1 pseudogene is annotated in these 231 nt (G+C 29.9%); it reads left to right on the top strand.

The annotated features are described in order from the left end of the window. Positions 1–7: 7 nt before the first annotated feature. Positions 8–231, top strand: a pseudogene (locus ACZ267_RS13090) (phosphoribosylformylglycinamidine synthase subunit PurL); the annotation flags it as partial.

Genomic DNA, 231 nt, shown 5'->3' with positions numbered 1-231 from the left:
TGTATAAAAAGTACCAGAACAAAAATTCTTAGAATTATTTGAAAAGCATGAATTTGATAGTTCAGTCATTGGAGAACTAACTGATACAAATCGCTTTGTTTTAACATATGAAGATGATGTGTTTGCAGATATTCCGGTACAACCTTTATCGGATGAAGCACAAGTTTATATTCTTGAAGGTGAAGAGAAAGAATACAATACATCTAAAAATGACTATAGTCATATCGATAT

The sequence above is a fragment of the Staphylococcus sp. AC872 genome (assembly GCF_979255425.1).
The sequence above is the reverse complement of the archived record's forward strand: the minus strand, read 5'-3'. Positions and strand labels throughout refer to the sequence as shown.